The 23,516-nt window shown below is 56.1% G+C and carries 17 protein-coding genes and 1 pseudogene; 13 read left to right on the forward strand and 5 right to left on the reverse strand.

Going from position 1 to position 23,516, the window contains the following annotated elements; all coding sequences use genetic code 11:
* Positions 1 to 542: 542 nt before the first annotated feature.
* Positions 543 to 713, reverse strand: coding sequence for a hypothetical protein (locus IP79_RS15505; protein WP_156318270.1), 171 nt, complete (start codon positions 711 to 713; stop codon positions 543 to 545).
* A 530-nt stretch (positions 714 to 1,243) separates the two neighbouring features.
* Here IP79_RS15505 and IP79_RS10235 point away from each other — a divergent pair.
* Positions 1,244 to 1,732, forward strand: a complete 489-nt coding sequence (locus IP79_RS10235) for a winged helix DNA-binding protein (RefSeq protein ID WP_156318271.1) — start codon at positions 1,244 to 1,246, stop codon at positions 1,730 to 1,732.
* A 1,532-nt stretch (positions 1,733 to 3,264) separates the two neighbouring features.
* Positions 3,265 to 3,663: pseudogene (locus tag IP79_RS10240) on the forward strand (transposase); the annotation flags it as partial.
* A gap of 77 nt (positions 3,664 to 3,740) precedes the next feature.
* On the opposite strand, the gene IP79_RS10245 reads toward IP79_RS10240, so the two are convergent.
* The gene (locus tag IP79_RS10245) at positions 3,741 to 5,723 is read right to left on the reverse strand and encodes a putative bifunctional diguanylate cyclase/phosphodiesterase (RefSeq protein WP_054119204.1); all 1,983 of its coding nucleotides are present in this window, start codon (positions 5,721 to 5,723) and stop codon (positions 3,741 to 3,743) included.
* Between the two features lie 1,202 nt (positions 5,724 to 6,925).
* Here IP79_RS10245 and gmd (IP79_RS10250) point away from each other — a divergent pair.
* The 7 genes from gmd (IP79_RS10250) (at position 6,926) to IP79_RS10275 (ending at position 15,152) form a co-directional block, all read left to right on the forward strand.
* Positions 6,926 to 7,984 (forward strand): GDP-mannose 4,6-dehydratase, encoded by a 1,059-nt coding sequence (gene gmd / locus IP79_RS10250; RefSeq protein ID WP_054119205.1) that lies wholly within the window; start codon positions 6,926 to 6,928, stop codon positions 7,982 to 7,984.
* A 6-nt stretch (positions 7,985 to 7,990) separates the two neighbouring features.
* Complete coding sequence (gene fcl / locus IP79_RS10255; RefSeq protein ID WP_054119206.1) at positions 7,991 to 8,938, forward strand: GDP-L-fucose synthase; 948 nt, start codon at positions 7,991 to 7,993, stop codon at positions 8,936 to 8,938.
* A 321-nt stretch (positions 8,939 to 9,259) separates the two neighbouring features.
* A complete protein-coding gene (locus tag IP79_RS15510) occupies positions 9,260 to 9,598 on the forward strand; it encodes a hypothetical protein (protein WP_156318273.1) in 339 nt (112 codons plus the stop codon).
* Positions 9,599 to 9,767: 169 nt separating this feature from the next.
* A complete protein-coding gene (locus tag IP79_RS10260; RefSeq protein WP_156318275.1) occupies positions 9,768 to 10,454 on the forward strand; it encodes a polysaccharide biosynthesis/export family protein in 687 nt (228 codons plus the stop codon).
* Positions 10,455 to 10,465: 11 nt separating this feature from the next.
* Positions 10,466 to 12,670 carry a GumC family protein gene (locus IP79_RS10265; RefSeq protein WP_082337162.1) on the forward strand — a complete coding sequence of 735 codons (2,205 nt, stop codon included), beginning with the start codon at positions 10,466 to 10,468 and terminating at the stop codon, positions 12,668 to 12,670.
* Positions 12,671 to 12,672: 2 nt separating this feature from the next.
* Positions 12,673 to 13,827: a tetratricopeptide repeat protein gene (locus tag IP79_RS10270; RefSeq protein ID WP_054119209.1), complete on the forward strand. Its 1,155-nt coding sequence runs from the start codon at positions 12,673 to 12,675 to the stop codon at positions 13,825 to 13,827.
* Positions 13,824 to 15,152: an O-antigen ligase family protein gene (locus tag IP79_RS10275; RefSeq protein ID WP_054119210.1), complete on the forward strand. Its 1,329-nt coding sequence runs from the start codon at positions 13,824 to 13,826 to the stop codon at positions 15,150 to 15,152. The genes IP79_RS10270 and IP79_RS10275 overlap by 4 nt, the downstream gene beginning before the upstream one ends.
* A gap of 149 nt (positions 15,153 to 15,301) precedes the next feature.
* Here the strand turns inward: IP79_RS10275 and IP79_RS10280 are convergent, their stop codons facing one another.
* From IP79_RS10280 to nusG, 3 genes are all read right to left on the reverse strand, one after another.
* A complete protein-coding gene (locus IP79_RS10280) occupies positions 15,302 to 16,534 on the reverse strand; it encodes a glycosyltransferase family 4 protein (protein ID WP_054119211.1) in 1,233 nt (410 codons plus the stop codon).
* A gap of 338 nt (positions 16,535 to 16,872) precedes the next feature.
* Positions 16,873 to 18,333 carry a sugar transferase gene (locus IP79_RS10285; protein ID WP_054119212.1) on the reverse strand — a complete coding sequence of 487 codons (1,461 nt, stop codon included), beginning with the start codon at positions 18,331 to 18,333 and terminating at the stop codon, positions 16,873 to 16,875.
* The gene (nusG, locus tag IP79_RS10290; RefSeq protein ID WP_054119213.1) at positions 18,330 to 18,857 is read right to left on the reverse strand and encodes a transcription termination/antitermination protein NusG; all 528 of its coding nucleotides are present in this window, start codon (positions 18,855 to 18,857) and stop codon (positions 18,330 to 18,332) included. The genes IP79_RS10285 and nusG overlap by 4 nt, the downstream gene beginning before the upstream one ends.
* Positions 18,858 to 19,752: 895 nt before the next feature.
* Here nusG and IP79_RS10295 point away from each other — a divergent pair.
* The 4 genes from IP79_RS10295 to IP79_RS10310 all read left to right on the forward strand — a co-directional run bounded on the left by IP79_RS10295 (position 19,753) and on the right by IP79_RS10310 (position 22,629).
* Entirely contained in the window at positions 19,753 to 20,142 is a 390-nt protein-coding gene (locus IP79_RS10295; protein WP_054119214.1) for a MarR family EPS-associated transcriptional regulator, read from the forward strand.
* A gap of 200 nt (positions 20,143 to 20,342) precedes the next feature.
* Complete coding sequence (gmd, locus tag IP79_RS10300; RefSeq protein WP_054119215.1) at positions 20,343 to 21,404, forward strand: GDP-mannose 4,6-dehydratase; 1,062 nt, start codon at positions 20,343 to 20,345, stop codon at positions 21,402 to 21,404.
* Positions 21,397 to 22,365, forward strand: a complete 969-nt coding sequence (locus IP79_RS10305; RefSeq protein ID WP_054119216.1) for a GDP-mannose 4,6-dehydratase — start codon at positions 21,397 to 21,399, stop codon at positions 22,363 to 22,365. The genes gmd (IP79_RS10300) and IP79_RS10305 overlap by 8 nt, the downstream gene beginning before the upstream one ends.
* A 72-nt stretch (positions 22,366 to 22,437) precedes the next feature.
* Positions 22,438 to 22,629 carry a hypothetical protein gene (locus tag IP79_RS10310; RefSeq protein ID WP_054119217.1) on the forward strand — a complete coding sequence of 64 codons (192 nt, stop codon included), beginning with the start codon at positions 22,438 to 22,440 and terminating at the stop codon, positions 22,627 to 22,629.
* Positions 22,630 to 23,516 lie beyond the last annotated feature (887 nt).

Consider the following 23,516-nt stretch of genomic DNA (forward strand, 5'->3'; position numbering starts at 1 on the left):
GTTGCCGGGCCTTGTTGGGCAGGAACCGGTAATCCATTAGCAGGGCATACGGCCCGTGTTTTCTGTGTCACTCGCCTGGCTAATCACGCAACCAGCTTTCCGAGTTTCCGTGAATCCCGGCACCGACAAGAGCGCAGCTGGGACAACACTGATAGCGCGAACCGACGGGCAAGACCGCATCTGCTGCGGCATGCGTCGACTTTAGATCAACCATCTGCAGAGACAGGCGACAGAATGTGACGCGCAATCGAACGTCCGTTCTCGGCCAATTTCAAGGTTACGTCGTGACCCTTGAGCCTGCTCGACTGGCGCGAGATGAGGCCGCATCCAATCATGGCCGCGATATGACTGGCCGCGGCCGCCTCCGAAAGGTCCCCCGTTTGCCGATTTGGTCCAAATGGATCGACCTTGGCACAGCGCCGAATGCAAACAGGTTAGGTAGCACACGCCACCCACTGTCAGACAGGATATGCCCCGATACGGCGTCTTGGTTCGATATCTTGTAAGGATAGATCGCAAGCGCAGAAGGGAGTAATATGATCCTATTTGCCTGGAGCTTGGTCCTTAATCAATTTGAGCTTGTCCAGCGCCGAAGAGATATCGATTGCGGCAAAAATGAAGCCTTGCCTGTCACATACCTCGAGGGCAGCCTCTGCAAAGGCGATTGCCTGTTCGACAGCGTCTTTTTGCTTTTGAAAATGCGAATCAGCCATGCAGTTTTTTCAATCCCCGCGCACTGTTAGTGCGCAAAATTGTATACAAGCAAGCGGGTAAAACGGTTGATGCTGCAGGCTCAGCCAAACATCCTTACAAATTCAGAGCTCGATGCAACCAGTGTCCCTCTTTGTGACAGGGGCGCCTTGCAGATGGGTGATATCGAAACGGAATAATGCTCTAACAGTGGACTCCGGCTAACTCGGCGTTTGCATCCAAGGTAAAGATCGCAAGTTAAACCGCGTCCGCACTCCGCTACAAAGCCCCAATGGTTTCAGAGTGCACAAACGCCAGCTATCTTTTTTCACAAAATTCAATGAAGCCTGCATGAAGCGGAGAGGACATTGAGCCTCCGTGAGCAGGCTGACCGCTTGTGTCTCACGCGCGAAGCAAGATGTGTCCTACCCTTAAGCGTTTTTACGAATACGCCCCGAATCGCTCATCAACTAAGGATGTGCAGGGATCAGGGCAAAGCTACGGCAGTCGTGTTAGGCAACGTGACTGATGAGAGGCGAAAATGGAGGTGTCATTGGAATCATCCCTTGAGCATGCAGCCCGTCCCGCGGCATTTTTGTCTCCAATGGTTGGGCAGCATGAGAACCGCCAGACGATTGCAGATCGTATGGAAGCTCTGGCGATCGAGTTGAGGTCGATCTCAGATGATGAAATCGAAACCGTGCCGACGGATAGCACCTTGGTGGCACTGGCGAGCAAGATTTATTCGGCACGACGCGACGTCGATAAAATTTTTGGCATGCACGGCTTTTCGGTCAGCCCAGCTTGGGACATCATCCTCGATCTGTATAAAGCAAATGCCTTGGGGCAGGATATTTCAGTTTCGAGCGCCTGCATCGGAGCGGCCTGTCCTGCCACCACTGGTCTGAGGTGGATACAGGCTCTTGAAAACATGAAATTGATCGAGCGAAGACCTGACCCGGAAGATAGGCGCCGTTTTGTCGTCAGCCTTACAGAGGTTGGAAAAATTAAAGCGGTTAAGGCTCTGTCATCCCATTTGTGATGCGAGGGGCGCAGATATCATCACCCGGTACGCGGGCAACCTTCCCGGCCTGACGTGTCGGGTGCCGTCAGCTGATCCATGACCATCCGGATGTGTGCAGCACAGATTGCTTCGTCAGCAAAAATCAGCAGATCTCAGCCTGTGCCAAGCTGAAGGAGGATGGTATTTGACATTATCGTCTCCTTTGTCCGGATGGCATTGGATCTGATGCATGGGCCTAGATTTGTTGGTGAATCACGGTGTCCCCAGCCTGCCAAATCCCACGTTCACTGATGCTCTGCAATGCGTAGTACATGCAGGATCTGGAGAAGGACGCGCCTCCACACTTAAGCGATAATGAGTATGACCGCTGGCTATCAGGGGCGATGACCAAAAAAGCACCCCGCGACCTAAGGGCTAGAGTCTCGCTTTCCGACTGAACTTGCTTCTCTCGCGATGCTTTCCTTTGCTGGGCCCATCATGTCAGCTGCATCAAAGGCGGCAAGCCAATCCCCATCGTGCTCAAAGGAACGATACTCCTTCACGCTCGCTCAGGCACGCCCTTCCTCGATTGTCCTGTGCTCAGGGCGATCAGTGAAGGAGCTCCGGTCACAGAAACGGTCGCCGGCTCGCGGGTTTCCGCTCCGGGGACGATCTGTTGTTGACTTGAGCGGCCGAGCCCGGTGTGAACCTGAAATGGCCTTACACTGCCGTCAACTTTGTTTCTGGCCGCATAAGCAATGTTATCAGGCTTTTAGCATCATCGCAGCCCGACTTTAACGCCTTACAGATGGGTTGGAGGCGTTCGGCAAATCCGTATCAGTGGACCATTCGGAACAGCCTTAACGCCTCCACACACTGCAATACGAGGAAACATCTAAATTAATCTTAACCATAACGGGATAAGCTCTGCGACATGTGACTTGGCCTGAAATTCCTTTCAATTGGCACTCGTGAAACACTGTTTCTGACATGTATCTGCGGGCTTGGGTTCGGCTGCCAGTATTGCCCGCAACTGGCCCACGATTTCCAATCGTTTCAGGAACGATAAAGGAAAGGCGCCGTGCCAGACCGGGATGCTGGGCGGCGTCCAAACAGTCATCCCTTACAAGCAGAAGGTCTATCCGGCTGATGTTGCGATGACCTTCCCGATCGCTGGCCGCGGACGACCATGTAGGAACCATGGCCCTACGTCGCCTCGCGTCCTGCTCAGGAGTCGCGAGAAAGGGCCACGTGGCAGGCCGTAAGCTGGCATCGCGGCACTGAGGGCAAATTTTCGGCGCCCTTTGCTGCGATGCGCGGGGGAGGCTGACGGACCGCCGCAGCGCATCGGTCCCTATGGGCAGCAGCATCTTCCTGGCGAGGAGGTCTGGTTGGTCGGCGGGCAGGTTCCACTGCCTTTTCGCGGACAAGGGCCGCGCCAAAAGGCCCTCTTTAGAGCCTGATCCGAAATTAAGTTGTTTGATGCCAGTGGGTTAGCTTGACGCGAGCACAAGTCGTTGATTTTGTGGTTTTGCAACGAACCAAGGAAATCAGCGATGTGGATCGACACCAAGCGTCACATCGTGACCGACACTGATGGTAATCTGGTTCATGCCGTCGTTCACCTCGCTGACGTGCAGGACCGCGATGGCGCGCCGCTCGTGCTGGCCGAGATTATCCGTCGGCATCCCTGGCTGAGACACATCTTCGCCGTTGGTGGCTATGCCGGCGACAAGCTGCGCCAGGCGCTGCGCAAGATCGGGAAATGGACGGGCGAGATCATCAAGCGGTCCGACCACGCCAAGGGCTTCAAGGTTTTGCCCAGACGCTGGGTGGTTGAGCGGACCTTTGCGTGGCTCGGTCGCAACCGGCGTCATGCCAAGGACTTCGAGCAAACCATCGCCTCAGCGACCGCATGGCTGTTCATCGCCTCAATCCAGCTCTTCGCCCGCCGCATCGCAAGAGCATGAAATCTATCGTGATAGTTTCGAATCAGACTCTTAGATGACAGTTTGCCTTCGGATTGCCGCTGACCTTGGTCAGGCCGCTAGCTGCTAGTCTGCCGCAGACCGCTTCTGCCGCGCGCGCGACAGCTGCTCAAGCGATTGCACAACTGTTCCAATGGCATTGGACGACCAAATAGATAGCCTTGCATTGCATGACAACCAAGGTCGCGCAGGATGTTCGCCTGCGCGGGGGTCTCGACCCCTTCTGCAATAATCTGCATTCCCAGCACGGACGCTAGACTGACTGCGCTAGAAACCAGCATTCTCGACATGCTTTCTGGTTCAAGGCCCATAATCAGCGATTTGTCGATCTTGATGTGGCTGAAGCCGTAGGAATGAAGGTAGTCAAGGCTTGTGTAGCCAGTCCCGAAGTCATCGAGTGCGAAGGTTATCCCCTTGGCCCGGAGCGCTGACACAACGCGGATCGCGCGGTTGGGGTCGGTCACCAAAAAGCTTTCCGTTATTTCCAGTTTCAGCCTCTCGGGGGGGAACCCCGTTTTTTCGAGGATTTCCATAACGCTGACACCGAAGCTTGGGTGGCGAAATTGTGATGGAGTCACATTCACACTCAGAATCAGACCGGGCAGAGGTCGTAGCTCGCGGCAAGCCCGCTCAAGTGCAAACAATCCAAGAGAATGAATTTGGCCAGTAGCTTCTGCAATGCTGATGAACTCGGATGGCCATAACTCGCCCCGCGAGCGTCGGGGCCATCGCAGCAACGCCTCTGCTGCAACAATGGCACCGCTATGGGTGTCAACAATGGGCTGATAGGCAACATCGAATTCCCCGTGTCGAAGTCCGCTTGCAATCTGCTTTTCGACATCAAGCCGCCGGAGGCGCCCTTTGTCGAGCTCGTCTGAGTATATGGCGATCTTTCCCTTCCCTTGCGTCTTGGCATGGTACATCGCCAGATCCGCCCGGCGGAGCAGCTCGCGAGGCGATGCCGACGCATCGATGTTGGCGGTGACGCCGATAGAGCCACCGACTTGCATAACATGGCTGTCGACAGTGACCGGCAGGGCAATTTCCTCAAGCAACCGCATGGCCAGAGTAACTGCCATCGGCTGCGCTGACTCTTGTGTCTTGGAGGTATCGAGCAAGATCGTGAACTCGTCGCCGCCAACCCGCGCCAGTACACCTTGTTCTGGGCATTGCTGGCGTAACCGGTCCGCTATGGTGCGGATCAGTTCGTCGCCAGCCTGGTGCCCGTGCTCGTCATTGATCTCTTTGAAGCTATCGAGGTCGATAAACATCACCGCTAACGTGCTGAGGCAATGGTGCTCATCGGCCTCGATCGCGTCGAGACGAGCCAGAAACTCTCGACGGTTCGGCAAACCCGTGAGCGGGTCACTGAAGGCAATGCGGCGATTTTCGTCACTCAGACGTTCGGTTTCCAGTTGTCGAAGACGCAGGGCCTCTCGCGATTTCACCAGTTCGGAAAAAGAGCGATTGAAGCTGAGGGTTACCATTACCATGCCGGCGCAAACACATGCGAGCACCAGCGCTTGGGGAAGAAGCTGCCAGTCATCAACCCATGCAAAATACAGAGCGAAGGATACGGTGCTGATCAATGCTACCAGCATGGCCGCAGCCCGCAGTGTCATCAGGCAAAAGACTGTGCTGACCTGACTTAGTGCCAGAAAAAAGGTCAGATTGCTGCGTGAAACGACATCGGCATCCTGAAACACCCAGATAACCCAAGCATTGTAAGTGATCGTCATTACGATTGCTGCTGAGCACGTGCGCTTGAGATGAGCCGTAATCTGGGCGTCCGACAGGTGACGGGTCTCGCTTTGCCTTGACCACCAGCGCGCCCGGACGAGTGCGACTGTGCAGATCGCGATCGGTGCGATCAAAGTCTGCAGGATCTGGCTCGGTTCAAACGAATAGAAAACGATCGCTAGGGTGTTGCACACCAAAATGGCGTACAACAGAGGGATATGGCCACAGAACGATTGAAATTGCGCACGCGTCAAATCTGCGTCGCTCGTATCGAGCCTAAAGATTTGCAGCAATGCGGACATGATTGGCTATTTTGCTCCCAATACGACGTTTAATCCGTATTAAAGTCTAGACTCTTTTCAAGAAGTAAGCGCGTCGTCAAACATAGGTATGAACCTTGCCTGTTTGGTGAACACATTCACTAGATACTAATCGCTGTTTTTTACGTAGATCAACCACGGTGTTCTTAAACGACGGCAAAAGCGGGCTTTTTTGCGCGTCTCCTGCGAAGCCATGGTTCCCTAACTGAGCACAACCGGATCGAATGACGATGTGCCGGGTAGAATGCCGAAATGAACGCACATTAGCGCCTTCTTTTGACTTGGCTTGGATTAGCCGCGACTGCCTTGACGAAGTCATATTGCCGCGCGCCAGCAGCAACCGGTGTGAACAGATTCAAGCTCGCCATCGATCCTGCTGAACACGTGTATCTGAGCTCCCGTGCTTTCTGCCAGAAGGTTAACTCCAGTTTATGCAGAAACTCTTAACTTGCGCGTCTGTCATCAAGGCTGACGGGTTTCAAAAGCTTGGCAGCGCAATGATCTGGTGTCCGCTTGGGGGCGCTGTCTCGCAAGCGGGTGCACCAGGTCTGGTGGCTGAGTCACCGGCGCAATCCTTCCCGCCTCCTGCTTAAACTCATGGGAATGCTTCATAATTTCGTCGGTCTAATATCGCGATCTTTAAGCGTACAGCTGACCGGTGCAAAACCGTTCCAAGTCCTGGTGTTTGCGACCGCGAAAATGTTACAAGCTGCCCCCTCCAGAGAGCGCGCGAGGATTATTTCAATCGATTCCCAAGCGATGTCGGGCGGATAACAAGCGGGAAAGCGCGACCTGAACGTCAACTGGTGTGCTACACGCAACGAAGCCAACATCTAGCTGCCCGATATCCCGAAGTTGTTTCAGATAATCTAGGATACCGAAGGGGGAAGAATCTTCCATGGCCGGGCAGTGCTACCATCCGTTTTGACACACCCTAGAGTGGCGTACGCGACAACAGCCGCGCGGTTTTCAAACTCGGGACGGGAAACGGGCTCGATATCATCATTGCCGGTCCCCTCCGTGTGGCTGTGGGAATCCTTGCGTCCCGCCGGTTGGCAGCTATAGCGGCCGCGAGATCACACCTTGGCTAGGCACGTCCGTAATTTCTAGGCTAACGTTGGCAGTATATTTCACCGCCGTTTCGAAGTTTCCCATTTTGTGTGTACAAGTAGCGAGAACAGCGAATGAAAACTGCGATTATTACCGGGGTGACGGGTCAGGACGGTGCCTATCTGGCCAGGCTATTGCTCGAGAAGGGCTATCAAGTTCACGGTATCAAGCGCCGTTCGTCCTCATTCAACACCGGGCGGATCGAGGACATCTACCAAGATCCACACGAGGAGCATCAGCGCTTCGTTCTTCACTATGGCGATCTAACCGATTCCACCAACCTGATCCGGATCATCCAGGAAGTTCGTCCCGACGAGATCTATAATCTGGCCGCTCAGAGCCATGTGGCAGTGAGTTTCGAAACACCGGAATATACTGCCAATTCCGACGCAATCGGCACCCTACGCCTGCTTGAGGCGATTCGCATCCTGGGCCTGGAAAAGACCTGTCGGTTCTACCAAGCCTCGACTTCCGAGCTCTACGGGCTTGTGCAGGAAGTGCCCCAGCGCGAGACCACGCCGTTCTATCCGCGCAGCCCCTATGCTGCGGCAAAGCTATATGCCTACTGGATTACGGTGAACTACCGCGAGGCTTATGGCTTGCACGCCTCAAACGGAATTCTCTTCAACCACGAGAGCCCGCTGCGCGGCGAGACCTTTGTGACACGCAAGATCACCCGGGCCGCTGCTGCCATTTCGGCGGGGCAGCAAGACAAACTCTACCTTGGCAACCTAGATGCCAAGCGCGATTGGGGGCATGCCAAGGAATATGTCGAGGGCATGTGGCTGATGCTCCAGCAAGAGGAGCCGGACGACTACGTGCTGGCTACAGGCGAAACGACTGAGGTGCGCGAATTTGTGCGCTGGGCATTCGAGGATGCGGGCATACCGGTGGAGTTTCGCGGAACAGGAATCGAAGAGAAAGGCTACTCGCTCGCGGACGGTCGATGCCTGATCGAGGTCGATTCGGCTTATTTTCGGCCGACCGAAGTCGATCTTCTCTTGGGCGACCCGTCTAAGGCGCACCGCAAGCTCGGATGGCGGCATGAAACCAGCGTACGCGACCTCGCCCGAGAAATGGTGCTCGCCGATCTCGAGGTGATGCGCATGCAGGCTGCGATCCGGGATCAGTAGAAGATCATGACCACTAGCTATTCACTTTCCGGCAAGCGGGTTTTTGTCGCAGGACATAAGGGGATGGCCGGGTCGGCGATCGTTAGGCGACTTGAGCGCGAAGGCTGTGTGCTTTTGACCGCAGAGCGTCCCGAACTGGATCTCATGGACCAAGCCCAGACCCGGGCCTGGTTTGCGGACCATCAGCCTCAGGCGGTCTTCGTTGCCGCCGCTAAAGTCGGGGGGATCCTGGCCAATGACAGCTTTCCAGCGGACTTCCTCTACGACAACCTGATGATCGAAGCGAACATCATTGAGGCTGCGCATCGCAGCGATGTCGAAAAGCTCCTTTTTCTTGGCTCGTCTTGCATTTATCCTAAGCTGGCGGAACAACCGATGGCGGAGGGCGCGCTCCTCACAGGCCCGCTTGAGCCAACCAACGAATGGTATGCGATCGCAAAGATTGCCGGGATAAAACTGGGTCAGGCTTTTCGCAGACAGCATGGCCGAGATTTCATCTCGGCCATGCCGACCAACCTCTATGGGCCGGGGGACAACTTTTCACTGACGACTTCGCATGTTCTGCCGGCTTTGATCCGCAAGACGCATGAGGCAAAGCTGGAAGGTGCTGAGAGCATCGTGGTCTGGGGGACTGGAACCCCCCTCCGCGAGTTTCTACACGTCGATGACCTTGCGGATGCATGTGTCTTTCTGATGAGGCATTATTCCGACCCTATGCATGTGAACGTGGGTTTCGGCGAAGATGTCTCGATCCTCGATCTGACTCGGATGGTGTGCGAGGTGATCGGATTTGCCGGAACAATCAGCCATGATTTGACCAAGCCCGATGGAACACCGCGCAAGCTGCTCGATTCGCGTAAGCTTCAAGCTATGGGCTGGCGGCCATCGATCAGCCTGCGTGAAGGGGTTCTGGCAACTTATCAATGGTATCTAGCGCATTTGGATGCGCACTAGTGGATACGCACAAAAATTATGAGGGTCACACCTGACTGACGCGCAAGAATGCGAGATACAGCGGGCTTTTTAGTCGGCGGAATCTTCATTGTGCAAGAGGTGCCCGGCAGACAAAATGTGAAAAATGCGCGCATTATCCCACAGTTTGTGTTGAAATCCGCTTCCCGCACTTGGCAAGGGCTTGTCGAGATTGCCTAACCTGATGAATATTATAGATATAAAGTGACCATCAGCTAAGGGGCGCCGCGCCCCAAAATGGTGCCTTTTGGGGGTGGTCACCGAAAGCCTTTTTTGATATTGCAGTTCTGAAGGAGATTTTTCATGCGCCTAGCATCTGTTGCCCTTGTTGGCTTGGTTCTCAGTACAACTCCCGCATTCGCCAGTCCTGCAGACTCGGCTCGCACTTCCGAAGCAAAGTGCGTTTCAAGCCTTGAGAAGGCGAAGGGCGCTTCGGGTTACAAAGTGGTTCGGGAGTGCCCCAAGGCAAAGGTTGTCAATCAGTCTGGTGCAGTAGCCATGGCGCGGCAGCCGGTTGAAGGCGAATCCAGCCTTAGTTCCGACGGTACTTCGGTGATCCTTTCGCTGTTTGCAGCGGCTGCAATTTTTGGTGGCATTTATGTTGCTGTTGATTCCGCTGACGGAAATCCGGCTTCGCCTTAATCTTATCAGTGGTCATGTCTTGCATGGTCCCTGTAAGTAAAGTGCAATCGGCCTGTTTACACGCGGTAGGGTCACGTAGTGATGTTTGCTGCCAAGCTGCTCCGAGGGGCAATCAGATCGTGAGCTGATTGCCCCCGTGCAGAGGGGCGATGCTAGAGATTGGCGGGTTGTGCAGAAGAATCTTTTATTTTTGATGGTTTCGCTAGGCGCGCTTTGTGGCTGTTCTACGTCGCGCTCTGACGAGGTGGTGTACAATCCGGAAGGGTTTGTGGCGCCTGATGCGCCGTTGATCGAAGCGTTGGCCAGCGACTACCGGATCGCCCCGCTTGACAAGCTCGCGGTGAATGTCTTTCAGGTCGAGAGGCTCTCGGGCGAATATCAGGTTGATTTAACAGGGCGGATCGTGATGCCGTTGGTCGGTGCTGTCGATGCTGTGAATCTAACAACCGATGAATTGCAAGAACGTTTGAAGCAGCGCTTGTCTGTCGACTATCTGAAGAATCCTGACGTGACTGTTGGTGTAGTCGCGGCCACGGGCAGCAACATAACGGTCGAAGGCGCTGTCCGGCGACCTGGCCTTTACCCGAATTTCGGCACGATGACCTTGATCCAGGCGGTTGCAGTGAGCGGCGGGATGGACCCGACCGCAAACCCAAAGCGTGTTTTTGTATTTCGTCAGGTTGACGGCCGGAGAATGATTGCCGGGTTCGACCTGACCACGATCCGCAACGGACAAGAGCCTGACCCCGAAATATACCGCGGTGATATCATAATCGTACAGGGTTCGAAGTCGAAGGAGACTTGGCAGCAGGTCTTTCAGGGCGTTCAGACATTTGGCATATTTCGGCCAATCTGACAGGATAATTCGTGACAAGCCAAGAACAGTTTCCCCTGCGTGATTCGCGCGGATCCTTGGTCGAGCATGGCGCTCATGGCCTAGCACCCTACGCCGCGGGATATCCGACTGACGACGATGCAGAAACTGAGTTCTCGATTAGCGAAATTCTTTCCGTTCTTTGGGAGAGAAAGTGGTGGATTGGGCTGGCCGCGCTAATCGGATTGGTCCTCGCTTTAGGATACTCACTGGCTAAGAGCCCGATGTACCGGGCGACAGCGACCATCGAACTCAACCCTCCGACCGTACCAGTTCTTTCGAATGGCGGCGAAAGCGGCGAGAATCTCGTCGTACCCACGACTGACCGCCAGTTTCAGGAAACGCAGCTCGGTATTCTTCGGAGCCGGGCATTGGCGGAGCGGGTGGTCCAGGACCTTAGCTTGGCTGGAGCAGTGCGACAGGAGGGGGCCAAAACGAGCGAGCAGAGCGTGAGTGATCTAGCGGCTTTAATTGCAGCTGATCTGACCGTGAGGCCATCGCCGGACAGTCGCTTGGTCGAATTAACCTATGTTTCGGACGACCCGCGCGAGGCGGCTAAGCTGGTAAACGGATTTGCCGCCTCGTTCATTGACCTCACGCTGGATCGTAAATATGAGGCAACCACATCCGCGCGCAAATTTCTTGAAGGCCGTATCGCGGTTGTGCGCGATGAGGTCAACGATGCCGAGCGGCGGCTGGTGGCCTATGCCAAGCAAAACGGGATCATTGTGGTGCCGGGCAGTGATGGAAGCGGCAGCACTACCACGCTGACAGGAGAATCACTGGGCGCATTGAACGCCGCTCTCGCGAATGCACAGCAAAAACGTATCACAGCAGAGCAACGTTTTCGTCAGGCTGGCTCCCTGACCGATGGCGCAGCCAACGCAGCGGGACTTCGCCAAGAGAAAGCCGGTCTTGAGGCTGAATACCGCGAAAAATCGACTTACCTTCAAGATTCTTTTCCTGAGATGGCGCGCCTGAAAAGTAGGATTGATGAGCTTGATCGGCAAATCAGTCTCGAAAATTCGCGGGCAGCGGGAGCACTTGGCGCCGAATATCGTGCAGCGCTTGCCGAAGAGCAGGCGCTCCAAGCGAGGGTTTCGCAATTGAGTGGAAGTGCGCTGAGCGAGCGCGAAGATTCAGTCCAGTACAACATCCTTCAGCGCGAACTTGACACAAGCCGGTCGCTCTACGACGCTTTACTCGAGCGTTACAACGAAGTTGGCGTTGTTGAAGGCGTGGGCAGCGCGCAGGCCGCAATGGTCGACCAGGCCCAGGTGCCCTCGGTGCCGTTTGAGCCTTCGATCCTGCGCAATGTGCTTCTTGGGGTCCTGCTGGGGCTGGCACTAGGAAGCGGACTTTCCCTTCTCTATGACCGCTTGACCAATACCGTAAAAACGAAGGATGATCTTCGGGAAAAGCTTGGGATCGCAGCGCTTGGAGCCATTCCTCTGGCAGAAAAGGGGGCTTTTCTCGAAGAGGTGCGCGATCCCTATTCGCAGGTCTACGATGCCTATGCGAGCCTGCGTACGGGGTTGCAACTGTCAACCCTGACCGGCTTTCCTCGGGTGCTTCTGGTCACGAGTTCGCGTCCGGAGGAAGGCAAGTCGAGTACGAGTTATTCGCTCGGGGTCCAGCTTTCCGATACTGGCAAGCGGGTGCTCCTGATTGATGCCGATATGCGCCGTCCATCCTTTTTGACGAGGCAGAGCGAGTTCGGCCTATCAACGCTTTTGACCACCCCATCGCGACTGTCGGAGCATCTAGTTGGAACGACCAGCGAAAACCTGTCTTTGCTCCCGAGTGGTCCGACCCCGCCCAACCCGGCCAATATCATCGTGGCCGTGCGGCTCGAAGCGATCCTCGCAGAGGCGCGTGAACTTTTCGATCACATCATCATCGACGCACCGCCGGTGGCAAATTTTGCCGATGCTATCCTTCTGGCCATGAGCAGTGACGGAGTGCTGTTTGCGATTGAAAGCGGAAAGACACGCACGACCGTGGCACGTGCGGCGTTGTCGCAGCTTCGTATGGCGAAAGCCAACCTGCTCGGAGGGACTCTGACCAAAGCCAGCGGGCGCGCCGTCGACTACGGCTATGGCTATGGCACCTATTACAGCGGCACGCAGCGCAGCAGCGAAACGAGTATCCAAATCGCCGAATATCTCGACGAACCTGCTCAGCGGCACCAAACCTGACGATGAGAGCGTTCCGGCTTGCCGTTCTCGGTCCGGTTATATGCGGACTGTTTTTGCTTTCGGGACTGTCTTTCGTCTGGTCACCTTCCGGTTCCTGGCCCACCGCTTCAGGTGAAACCAAGCTGATCCATCCTTCGCGCCAGCTGCGGCAAGTTACTTCGCGTCTATCCGAGTCGGGAGCCGCGGAACTCTCCGGGATTGTTGACGAAGCGACCTCTGTGCTTCGCAAGGCTCCGCTAGAAGCGGACCCCTTCATCATTGCTGCATTAGCGCGCTATAACGAGCAGCAATACGCTGAATCCCAGGCGCTGCTCGAAATTGCTCGCAGACGCAATGCCCGCTCGCGCGAGGCGCGATACCTAGCTGTCGACGCCGCGATCGCCCTCGGCGACATTGATGCTGCCGTCAGGGATTTGGAGGCGCTTCAGCAGCTTGCGCCTCAAAACCGCGAACTGTCTTCGGAGATACTGGTTCTGCTTGCCGGTCATCCTGAAACCAGCAAGTCGGCAATGGGCGCCTTGCAGTCAGACAAAACCAAGGGGATGGTCCTCGCCGAGTTAGCGCGTTCAGGCGCGGAACCATCCGTGCTGCTAGACGCGATCAGGGTTGCAAAGGCGGCAGATGCCCTCGCGGGAGATCCGGCGACTATTGGAGCGATTGTGCGTCCATTGGTCCAAGCAGGAAACGTCGATGCAGCCTATCAGGTGTGGTCGGCATTGACCGCAAATGCAGCGGCCCGACCGCGTTTGCTACGGGATGGCGCATTCGAACAGGATCTTCCGCCCCCTTTTGGCTGGGAATTGCCATCCGGCCGCGATGCCTATGCTGCCCGGCAATCGCCCGGCCTTGCCGGCGAGACCTATGGCCGCCGTAATGCGCCGCTCGCGCGTCAGCTCCTCACGCTTCCGGCAGGTGCCTATCGGCTCGTTGTAACTGCTTCTCGGGCCAATGACCTAGTGCAGGCGAATGTGCGTTGCTTCCCCGCCGAGGAGATTGCGCGGCTGGGCATCGAACGCACGGGGACCAATGAGACTAGCTTTGTCGTATCGGGTAACTGTCGTGCGCAGTGGCTCGAAGTGAATGCCCGCGCAAGCGATCCTCCCCGAAGCGGGGCATTCCGGATCGAAACAATCATGATCGTCGAGAGCGGAGCATGACGAACCGAGTTCGAGAAGGGCTTTTCACTGCCTTTTTGATTGCATGCCTCGCAATCGGGGGTGCGAGCCGAGAGGGCGACCTTGGCAACTTCGCTCTGCAAGTGTGCGGGATCGGATTTCTGGGCTGGGGCTTTTATCGTTTCGATTGGGCGGGACTTAAGGCCCCCGAACGCTTGCTGCTGGGGTTTGGCGCGCTTGGTCTTTTAACCCTAGTAGCGCAATTCGTTCCGCTCTCACCCGAGGCGTGGGCGCAGCTTCCTGGACGCAGCGCGATCGCAGCCGAATTGGCGTTGCTCAACGCACTGCCCGATCCGGGATTTGTGACACTCTCATTCCACGACAGTTTGCGCTCGGCGATGTGGCTGCTTCCCGCACTCGGCGCCGGGATCGCGCTGCTGGCTGCGCGGACCGTTCCGACGGTGGTTGTGGCACTCGCATTGGTTGGCATGGCGCTTTTGTCCCTATTTCTGGGGCTTTTGCAGGTGTTGGGAGGGGCAGAGACGGACTGGTATCTCTACGACTTCACCAACCGCGGCTACATGGTCGGGTTCTTCGCTAATGCCAATCACATGGCCACACTGCTGCTTGTCTCGCTGCCGTTCCTCGGTGCGTTGGTGCGCGAGAGCAGAACCCGCTTGCCTGAGCGCAAGGTTGAGCTGACCCTCTTCGGGGCCGCGGTGTTTGGCCTATTGGCGATCGGGATCGGTCTGGTGGGCTCATTAACAGGATATGCGTTGCTGGCGCCGGCCGCGCTCGCCAGTGTGCTGATCGTCTGGACGCCGCGCAAGCGTCTGCTCGGATTGCTAACAGTTCCGGCGCTCGCGTTCGCTGCACTGTTGCTTGGAATTATGGGGACCGGGCAGAACGCCTTCTCGCCAGATGCAAACTCCTCACTGGCCGGGCGCGAACAAATTCGGATGAACGCAGTTCCTGCGGCAGTCGATTTTTTCCCTGTTGGTTCAGGGCTCGGTACTTTCGAGGACGTATACCGCCGCTACGAGGACCAGGAGCGTGTAACCACCACGTTCATCAACCATGCGCATAACGACTACCTTGAACTGGTCATTGATTTGGGCGCTCTTGGGTTACTATTGATTGCGGTGTTCTTCGCCTGGTGGCTTTACTGCCTGCGGTGTCTCTGGGGCGTTTCCGCGTCCCCTTTTGCCTGGGCGGGATGGGTCGCGATCGGTATCCTCCTGACACATTCAGGGTGGGATTATCCGCTACGCACCGCTGCTCTCAGCACTGTATTTGGTATTTGTTGTGTCCTCGTAGCCCGCATGGTGCCCGCCCGTGACGCCGATCGTGGAGCATCAATCACCTAGCGGCGACACGGCCCGTCCTGCGTCGCTTCGAAACCGTGAGACGCGTTACCTCGCCTCGGTAACACTTTTTAAGATGGCGACGAAAGAATGAATCGCGAGCCGAGGCGTCAGCATTAATGGGGTTTACGCACTGTGCCCCACTCCGTCGCTTACAACCGCTCAGATTGCATTTTTTGGATCATCTCGCGCCATTCGCGCAGGCGTTTTGTTCGGGAAAGCTCTGCGAGGCAGTATGTCCTCGCGTTGGCTCCGAGACGCGAACGAAGCGCTGGGTCACGTTCCAATGTCAAAACAAAGTCTGCGACTCCGCGCGCATCACCCTTTGCGAAGCTCGCTCCGCAGTCTGCCGCGCGAATCAGGCGGGCCACTTCACCGTTCTCATCGCCAATGAAGATAATCGGCTTACCGACCGCGGCGGCGCCATAGAATTTGCTCGGAACAATCAATCCTTCGAGCACAGGCTCAAGCGAGAGCCAGTGAATGTCGGGCACGTTAAGGCTTTGCGGAAGTTCGCTGCGTGGGCGATAGGGCCGCCGATCAATCGTGCCAGCAAGGCGGTTGGCGCCCATGGCCGCTTCCACCAAGGCGTGCTTGGCGCCGCCCCCAATAAACAAAAGCTTGAAGGAATCAGCGAGCTCTTGCTTCATGAGACTGGCCGCCTCGAGCATGGTGTTGGCATCATGCGCTCTGCCAAGGTTACCTGAATAGCCGATAACCAGAGTACCGGGCTCGTATCCCCACTCGCTTCGCAAGCTGTTCGCTTCAGGCTTTAGCGGCCATACCTCATCTTCGCCTGCCCAGTTCTGGATGACCATGATCTGGTGATCGGCCACACCGCGCGAACGCAGCATATCGCGCATGCGCTCACCAATAACAACGTTCATCAAGGCTTTCTTCCAAGCCCAGTCGCGTAACCAGGTGACGAGACGCACAATGGGATTTGCCGGCGTCCCATAGCCGAGCCGGGTGGCCGTTTCAGGGTAGATGTCCTGAACCCAGTGAATCACGTCAGCGCCTTTCAGACGCGCAAGGATGACAGCGAACAATCCCATGAGCGGCGGATCGGTGAGACAAATGACCAGATCGCCCCGCCGCACATGCGAAGCGCCTGCTAATAGCCCGCCCAGATAGAATGCGATAAAGTTCAGCAAACGCCCGAGAAGAGACTGTTGAGAGATCGGAAGGTTCGGCAGGCGGGTGACGGTAACCCTTGGGTCCATCGAACCAGACGTGCTCCCGGCTGTCCCCGTGTAGGAAGCCGCCGCCGTGATCACATGCATATCGAGTGCAAGCGGAGTGAGCCCTTCGACCAGGTCTGACAGCATCAACGAGGTTGCGGATTCATCGGGATGGAAGAAGCGGTTAATGAAGACGAGGCGCATAGAACGTTTCCTTGCTCAGGAGCAGCGGAGTAAACAAGGGGTTGTGGGCAGCAACTTGCAAATAGTCCGTTTGATGTCTCGTCGATCCGCCGGCATATTGAGAGACGAAGCTGAGGCATTCGCCTTGGCCAGATGTTCCGCAGCTGACATTGCCTTTGTCACGAGCGGTGAGTCCGCTCCTGTGCAGTGGAGATAGCGATCAGCCCCGGCGCGTGCCTCTGCCAGCAAGGGGGGCAGGGCACGGCGAACGACCTCGTGCTTACCCGCAAAGCCACACAGCAATGCGCCAAACGCCCGCACGATCAATGAGCAACTTTTCGCTAGCCGGCCCTTGCGCTTTACTTCGCACCAATACCGGTGAGGATCACTCGAATGGTTTTGAGGGCAACCAGCAAGTCGAGCCACAAAGAGATATTTTTGATGTAATAGAAATCGTAGCGCAGCTTGGAGAGCACGTCATTTACGCCCGTTACGTGCCCCTGATTGACCTGCGCCCAGCCGGTGATCCCCGGGCGGACTATGTGCCGATACGAATAGAACGGCAGCTCATCTTCGTACCACTCTGCCAGTGATCGCGCTTCGGGACGCGGTCCGATGAAGCTCATGTCTCCGGCAAGAATATTGAAAATCTGGGGCAATTCGTCGATGCGGCTTCGGCGCAAGAAGCGCCCCAGCCGGGTGATCCGCTCATCGTCAGTCTGCGTCGTCGCATCTTCACGTGCAGCTTGTTGCTCGGCAACAGGATCGCGCTCACGCATGGTCCGGAACTTGATCATCCTGAAGGTATCGCCGCGAAAACCGACGCGCTCCTGAATGAAGAAAGCACGGCCCCGCGAATCGATCTTCACAAGCAGTGCGATGACCGCGAAGGCTATCAGGCACAACGGCAGCAGCGCTATTGCTCCACACAGGTCGATGAGACGCTTGACGGCCATATAGGGGACGTTGGGAATGAGCGAGCCGAGCTCATTTTCGCTCAAATGGGCGATCTTGACCTGACCCGTCTGCATCTCCGCTATCTGCCGATAATGGTAGACCGGAACTCCGGCCAGCGACGCCTGTGCGAAGAGGCGCTCCCAGCCACCGGAATGACAATAATGCAAGTCGGCCACAAGGGCCCAGCCGCGCCGGCCCGAGCGCACCAGTTCGTCGAGATCGGCGAGGGCCGGTGCGGGCAAATAGAATCCGCTCAACTGGATTTCGCTGGCCCGCCCACGCGTGACGACGACGTGCGGCTTCATAATACCCCTGGACCGCACTGCTATAAGAAAGCTTGTCAATACTGCGCCTGCGGCCGTGATTGCGAAGAGAGAGGCAGAGAAGGGCAGTCGCAGCAAGGCAAGCACGCCAAGCGCAGTGCTGAAGATAGCAAAGTTGACGGGCAGGACATAAGAAAGGTGCCGCGCCTTGGCGTGTTCCCTGAGGCGCGCTAGGACATAATAACTTATGGCAGCGGCCAGAGCGAGCGCCATGAGGGTCTCGTTGAAGCCGCCGGCGAAAGCGGCGCGACCTTGTAGCGCCCAGACCGAAAGAGCGGGAACCATGCCGCCCGCAAGGCAAAGTGGGAGCTCGAGCCGACGCAGAAGCGTGGCGCGAGTGTCGAGCAGGCTGGATGGCAGGGTGTGCCCCTCATCCTCTGTGTCCCCGCTTGAGTCTTTTCGCGCCTTGCCCTTCGCTTTGGGTGCGGCGGGCGCGGCATTTTTCAGATCGGTCCGCGCCGGGATCCCGCGAGTGTCGAATTCGTCCAGTGTAGGGTCATGGACGAATTCGGAGAAAGCTGTGTTCACCGGCTCGTTCATCGCAAAGCAGCCTTACGAAGCACCGTACCAGCGGCTGGGCGAAGATCGGCCGCTGCAAAGCTGACGCGGGTCTGCTGACCCATCAATTCGAGCAGCACCATGACGCGGCGGTCAGGGGTTAACCTGTCAATTTTTCCGACGAACGAAACAAAGGGACCGCTCGCAACTGTCACGGTTGCTCCCGCCTCAAATAGCTGATCGGCAACGACCACCTCGTCGTTACCACATGCGGCCTGAAGGTCAGCGATGATGCCGGGCGGCACCCGCGTCGGCTTCCCACCGAAGCTTACCAGCCGAGAAATGCCATAGGTCGAATTCACCAACGACCACGGAGCAGCCGCCTCGCCATAGGACAAAAAAAGGTAACCCGGGAAAAGGGGGCGGAGCGCCTTTACAAAATGCCCACCGCGCACGGAGGTTGTGCGCTCAAGAGGCTGGAAAGTATGGAATTTTTGGCGATTAAGATTGCGACGGGCAATTTTGTCCGCGTTTGGCTTCACTTGAGCCAAGTACCAATCAACCATGTCGAAATCCCCCTAACAGCTCTCGGATGGCCACGTACACCCAATTGGCACTCTGGACTAAGTTTAATTACGTGTCGCGAGAATGACGATCCGAAAGTTGCGTTGAACCGGGTTTTTGCGACGAAGCGACCAATTGCTGCGGTGCAGCGTATTACAAATTTTAGAGAGCGGCTCGGTTTGGCGCAACCTAATGGCTTCGGCGCAGCAATCATCCAATCGCAGAATGCGGCGGCCTGGCGGCACCGGGGTCGTGCTGCAAACGCGGTGGTTTAAAAGGCCTCCCACGGCAGACCGAGAGGAGAGGATTGTGCAGCGAGCCTATGCGGAGGATTGATGACATCGCGAAACACTACGGCGCAACCGCCGCCGATCCCCGACCGCGCTGGCTACAAGCCGCCTGCGACGCATTTCCTGCATTATCTTCGCCAAGCCAAGATCGTGCATCGACGCAGCGAGATGCGAGCCAGAGTGTCGGCCTGTGCAGATGGCCCGCCAGCCGTGTCGCGACCTGATTGACGGGCGCGACACGAACAATTGACCGCTTCGCCAATTAAGACGAGGTAAGGGAAAATTTGCTGAATTCTTTTGATACCGCTCCGCAGGGCCAAAGATGGGCCCCCGTGAGATGCGCAGGCGACCTCCCAAAAAGAGTTGACCGTGTGAGCCAAGGCAATACTGCCAGCAAGGACCGCGCGGGTTTTTTGCGCGACTGACGCGAAACTTTCGTGGGGGGAAGCGCAAAACGCGCAATCGCGTCTTGCAATATATGCTGGCCGCCGTATTGTTCAAAATTGAACGTTATGCGGCTCGTTAGTGCTAGTACGGTTCATTCAACATCTTACCGGCGGGCCTGCAGGCTGACGCCGTGCGGTAGCCTAGGCGCTGCAGGCCACTAATGAGCCTCCAACGCGATCAGGCTCGCGAGGACGCGCAGTTCAAGGTTCTTCGGATCCTTGCACGCGATCCGCGCATATCGCAGCGCGAATTGGCTGACGAGCTTGGGATTAGTCTTGGGGCGACAAATTACATTCTGCGCGGACTTGTCGATCGGGGCTTGGTTACGCTCGACCGGTTTCGCCACTCTGCCGACAAGCGCCGCTATGTCTATGTGCTGACGCCTGGCGGGCTGGCGGCGAAGAGCGCGATTGCGCGGCGCTTCCTTTCCCGCAAGCGCGCGGAATATCTGGCGCTGAAGCGCGAGATTGAGGAGTTGGGTAGCGAATTGCGGGACGACGCGGGTGACGGAAACGAGGATCTGAGCGATCAGACCGGTCACAGCACATGAGTATCGCATGGCCTTATCTTGTTTTGCCTTTTGCCGGCTTCGTTTCCGCTACATGCGTGCCAATCGAAGTTATCGAGCGTGGAGTGCTGAAAAACTTTCGGATCTATAAACGAGGCTCTAAGGTACTCTGGTTTCATAAGGCGCGCTGAAGGCACCCATTTGCGCCCCAGGTCCAACCATTTCATGAAAAGAAGTGCTGAATGACGAGACACAAGAAAGCTTTGATTACTGGGGTGACGGGACAGGATGGAGCCTATCTGTCGCGCCTGCTGCTTGATAAGGGTTATCAGGTCCACGGCGTCAAGCGTCGCTCCTCGTCGTTTAACACCGGCAGGATCGAGGATATCTACCAGGACCCGCACGTGCAGCACCCGAGATTTGTGCTGCATTACGGGGATCTGACCGATTCCACCAACCTGATCCGGATCGTGCAAGAAGTGCAACCCGACGAGATCTACAATCTAGCTGCCCAAAGCCATGTTGCGGTGAGTTTCGAGACCCCCGAATACACGGCCAATGCCGATGCGATCGGCACTTTGCGGCTGCTCGAGGCGATCCGGATCGTCGGGCTTGAGAATACCTGCCGGTTCTACCAGGCCTCGACCTCCGAGCTTTACGGGCTCGTGCAGGAAGTGCCGCAGCGCGAGACTACGCCCTTCTATCCGCGCAGCCCCTATGCGGCGGCAAAGCTCTATGCCTACTGGATCGCGGTTAATTACCGTGAGGCCTATGGTATCCATGCTTCGAACGGCATTCTGTTCAATCACGAGAGCCCGCTGCGCGGTGAGACCTTCGTCACCCGCAAGATCACGCGTGCGGCTGCAGCGATATCGCTTGGGCAGCAGAACCGGCTCTACCTCGGCAACCTCGACGCTAAGCGCGATTGGGGCCATGCCCGCGAATATGTCGAGGGGATGTGGCTGATGGTGCAGCAGGATGAGCCTGATGATTATGTGCTCGCAACCGGCGTGACCACCGAGGTGCGCGAATTCGTGCGCTGGGCCTTCGAAGATGCGGGTATTCCGATCGAGTTCCGCGGCGAAGGGATCGAGGAGAAGGGCTATGCCTGCGACGGCGGTCGCTGCCTGGTCGAGGTCGATCCGGCCTATTTCAGGCCAACCGAAGTGGATTTGCTGCTCGGAGATCCTTCCAAGGCTCACGAGAAACTGGGCTGGCGGCACCAGACCAGCGTGCGTGAACTTGTTCGCGAAATGGTCGCCGCTGACCTCGAGATGATACGGACAAAGTTAGGAAATGCCTAAACGCGCTCTTGTATGTGGTGTCTCCGGGCAGGATGGGAGCTATCTTGCTCAACTACTGCTTTCGAAAGGCTACGAAGTTCACGGAACATCTCGGGATGCAGAAATATCGGCGTTTTCCAACTTAGAAAAACTAGGAATAAGAGACGAAGTTAAACTTTGGTCAATGTCTCTTGCCGACTTTCGTAGCGTCCTGTCCACGATCACGAAGGTCGAGCCTGATGAAATTTACAATCTCGCCGGTCAAAGTTCGGTTGGGCTTTCATTTGAGCAGCCCGTTGAGACAGTAGAAAGTATAAGTCTGGGAGTATTGAACCTATTAGAGGTAATACGTTTCATTGGTGGGGTCCCAAAATTTTATAACGCAAGTTCAAGCGAGTGTTTTGGTGATACAGGAATCGAACCGGCCAACGAAAACACTCCCTTCCGGCCTAGAAGTCCATATGCTGTTGCAAAAGCGGCTGCGCATTGGGCTGTCGCTAACTACCGTGAGGCCTACGGAATTTTTGCCTGCAATGGCATCCTATTCAATCATGAAAGCCCACTCCGCCCTGCTCGTTTCGTGACCAGCAAGATTGTTCGATCAGCCTGTGCCATCAAGCGAGGCAATCTTGACCGGTTGGCGCTCGGCAACATCGATATTTCACGCGACTGGGGTAGTGCGCCTGAATATGTCGAAGCTATGTGGAGAATGGTGCAAAAGAAGACAGCAAGCGATTATGTAATCGCCACTGGTGAAACGACGAGCCTCTCTGATTTTCTCGCTGCAGCATTTGAAGCGGTTGATCTGGATTGGCGAGAGCATGTGGAATACAACACTGATCTGGCACGTCCATCGGACATACGTTTTAGCGCAGCTGATCCAGGAAAGGCCCAGCGGGAACTCGGATGGCAGGCGCAAAGCTCCATGCGTGATGTCGTCGAAGAAATGATCAAGGCCGAACTTATGCGCGTAAGCATCTAAACACCTAGCTTGTTGAGGCAGTACGGAACTAAAGAATTAAATTTATAAAAGAAAATTGTGAAGAATGCCGGGATGGCGATTTCACCCGAGCTGGCGCTCGGGTTGATTTCGGCGCACTCTCAGGCGCTATATATGGAGATGATCAGGATCGCCGGGAATTTGGACACCCCTAGCATCTATGTCGTCGAACACGATCGTACCGTTCTGCTCGGACCGTTCACAGAGTTGGTTTATTCAGGTCGAATTGCCAAAGAGCGCAACTAGTTGCCGCGCATTATTGTCAAATGCGGAGACGAAGTACAAGACTGGCGCGAAGAAATCATCTGGAATGAATATCTTATGCTGCTCGATATCGGTACAGCTGAATGATTTTGGGCCGCTTGGCTTTGACCGGCGAATGCGCGAGGCGCAGGTCAAATGATTTGACATTGATCGTTGGGCTAAGGCCGCAAAATAGTCACTGGTCGATTAGGATGCAGTTACAAATGTTAAGGTATTTTTGATGTAGTTTCCGGATTAGCTGCATCATAAATTAGAGCTCAGCACATTTATATTTTCGGAATGCGAGGAGTATGATCTTATGATTTTGAGAACAGTCTCAATAATTTCTGACTTATTTGAGTTTACTTCGCGTGCGCGGGTCTGACTAAACCTTCCTGCTGGAGGCAGGAGGTCCGCCGAGGTGGCACGAACGCTTTCACAGGATCGTCGGAATGGGGTTGTCGCTTCGATTGACGGCAGCCGAGTTGCCGAGCGGTAGCAGTACATTTTGGTGTCAGCACATCTAGCACCATCCGCTCCCAGCGTCTTGATAATGAGCATAGCCGAGCCGTTGCCAAGCGTAGCGGGGGCGACTGCCACTGGGGCAGGATCTAAGCGCACGGCGACTTCATCAAGAAGCTGCTCGGCAGGCTCGTCGATATCTTCCAGTCCGCCCAGTGCGCCAATTAATTCAGATCATGCGGCTACGAACTGAAATGAACGGAAACCAGTCTAATCCCAATTTGGTCCCGGGGTCCTAGAATGCTAAATGCTAACTGATTTATACGAGCGGCCGGTGCTCAACGTTGGACGGATCATACTCGATATCTTCGTGCATACCCACAAACTTCGGATGCCGACGTATGTCGATCAAGGTCCAGCCGATTTCC

Origin of the sequence: Porphyrobacter sp. AAP60 (assembly GCF_001296025.1) — a bacterium.
In the GTDB taxonomy this organism is placed as follows: Bacteria; Pseudomonadota; Alphaproteobacteria; order Sphingomonadales; family Sphingomonadaceae; genus Erythrobacter.

Coding starts and splice junctions, on each gene's coding strand:
- IP79_RS15505 (WP_156318270.1), bottom strand. CDS start 713: ATGGCTGATTCGCATTTTCAAAAGCAAAAAGACGCTGTCGAACAGGCA.
- IP79_RS10245 (WP_054119204.1), bottom strand. CDS start 5,723: ATGTCCGCATTGCTGCAAATCTTTAGGCTCGATACGAGCGACGCAGAT.
- gmd (WP_054119205.1), top strand. CDS start 6,926: ATGAAAACTGCGATTATTACCGGGGTGACGGGTCAGGACGGTGCCTAT.
- fcl (WP_054119206.1), top strand. CDS start 7,991: ATGACCACTAGCTATTCACTTTCCGGCAAGCGGGTTTTTGTCGCAGGA.
- IP79_RS15510 (WP_156318273.1), top strand. CDS start 9,260: ATGCGCCTAGCATCTGTTGCCCTTGTTGGCTTGGTTCTCAGTACAACT.
- IP79_RS10270 (WP_054119209.1), top strand. CDS start 12,673: ATGAGAGCGTTCCGGCTTGCCGTTCTCGGTCCGGTTATATGCGGACTG.
- IP79_RS10275 (WP_054119210.1), top strand. CDS start 13,824: ATGACGAACCGAGTTCGAGAAGGGCTTTTCACTGCCTTTTTGATTGCA.
- IP79_RS10280 (WP_054119211.1), bottom strand. CDS start 16,534: ATGCGCCTCGTCTTCATTAACCGCTTCTTCCATCCCGATGAATCCGCA.
- IP79_RS10285 (WP_054119212.1), bottom strand. CDS start 18,333: ATGAACGAGCCGGTGAACACAGCTTTCTCCGAATTCGTCCATGACCCT.
- nusG (WP_054119213.1), bottom strand. CDS start 18,857: ATGGTTGATTGGTACTTGGCTCAAGTGAAGCCAAACGCGGACAAAATT.
- IP79_RS10295 (WP_054119214.1), top strand. CDS start 19,753: ATGAGCCTCCAACGCGATCAGGCTCGCGAGGACGCGCAGTTCAAGGTT.
- gmd (WP_054119215.1), top strand. CDS start 20,343: ATGACGAGACACAAGAAAGCTTTGATTACTGGGGTGACGGGACAGGAT.
- IP79_RS10305 (WP_054119216.1), top strand. CDS start 21,397: ATGCCTAAACGCGCTCTTGTATGTGGTGTCTCCGGGCAGGATGGGAGC.
- IP79_RS10310 (WP_054119217.1), top strand. CDS start 22,438: ATGGCGATTTCACCCGAGCTGGCGCTCGGGTTGATTTCGGCGCACTCT.